The organism is Micromonospora maritima, assembly GCF_902825405.1.
Classification (GTDB): domain Bacteria; phylum Actinomycetota; class Actinomycetes; order Mycobacteriales; family Micromonosporaceae; genus Micromonospora; species Micromonospora maritima.
The window spans coordinates 1-644 of record NZ_CADEAU010000967.1 but is presented as its reverse complement, the minus strand read 5'-3'; the positions used below and the strand labels follow the sequence as shown (position 1 = coordinate 644).

Here is a 644-nt window from a genome sequence, read left to right as displayed (position 1 = left end):
GCCGGGTCGGGCGGGGTGGCCGACAGCGGGGTGGCCACGCCGACGTCGACCACGGTGACCGAGGCGCCGGCCTGGCGGGCGAACGCGTTGACCACCGCGCCGCCGGCCAGGAAGTTGCCGATCATCTGGGCGGTGACCTCCTGCGGCCACGGGCTGACCCCCTGGGCGTGCACGCCGTGGTCGCCCGCGAAGATCGCCACCGCGGCCTGGTCGGGCAGCGGCGGCGGGCAGGTCCCGGCCAGCCCGGCCAGGCGTACCGAGAGGGGTTCCAGGGCGCCGAGCGAGCCGGCGGGCTTGGTCAGCCGGCCCTGCAACTCGCGCGCGGTCGTCATGGCCGCCTCGTCGAGCGGCCGGATCGCCGCGACGGTGGACTCCAGCATCATGCCTCCAGGATCCGTGCCAGCGTCTCGATGAACGCGTCGGTGGTGGCCCGGTCGCGTACCGCGATCCGGAGCCAGTCCGGGCCGAGCCCGGGGAACGTGTCACCCCGGCGCACCGCCCAGCCCTGTTCCCGCAGCCGCTCCCGCACGGTCGCGGCACCGGGGCGGTGGACCAGCACGAAGGCGCTGGCCGGGCGGCCCGCCACGCGTACCCCCGGCAGGCCGGACAGGCGGGCCACCAGGTGGTCGCGGTCGGCGGCGAGC

The 644-nt window shown here is 77.2% G+C and carries 2 protein-coding genes; both read right to left on the bottom strand.

The features are described from left to right. On the bottom strand, window positions 1-380 hold a 380-nt coding region (locus HUW36_RS33865), incomplete at its 3' end, for a nicotinate-nucleotide--dimethylbenzimidazole phosphoribosyltransferase (RefSeq protein ID WP_174531703.1). Further along, window positions 380-644 (bottom strand): aminotransferase class I/II-fold pyridoxal phosphate-dependent enzyme (locus HUW36_RS33860; RefSeq protein ID WP_174531702.1); only part of this gene is annotated, 265 nt, incomplete at its 5' end. The genes HUW36_RS33860 and HUW36_RS33865, both read right to left, overlap by 1 nt.